1 protein-coding gene is annotated in these 201 nt (G+C 52.7%); it reads right to left on the bottom strand.

What is annotated here, in order from left to right; all coding sequences use genetic code 11:
- On the bottom strand, positions 1-201 hold a 201-nt coding region (locus VTU_RS35230; protein ID WP_010109364.1), incomplete at both ends, for a hypothetical protein.

The following is a 201-nucleotide window of genomic DNA, read 5'->3' as shown; positions in this document are numbered from 1 at the left end:
AATTTTTCTGTCGGCGTCAGCATCACCCTTGATCCATCCGGGACGAAGCTCTCCGAACTGGTTCACCATGGTATGGATCATGTCATATCTATACTCCACCGCTTCGGACCGCGTCCACCCGCAATCCCATTTGACGGATACGCGACCACGCCCGGATTTATTCGCGTTTATGATGCCTTCCTTCGCCCAGTATTTCTCGCA

The organism is Verminephrobacter aporrectodeae subsp. tuberculatae At4, from assembly GCF_000193225.1.
Classification (GTDB): Bacteria; Pseudomonadota; Gammaproteobacteria; order Burkholderiales; family Burkholderiaceae_C; genus Acidovorax; species Acidovorax aporrectodeae.
This window is presented reverse-complemented; position numbering and strand designations above follow the sequence as displayed.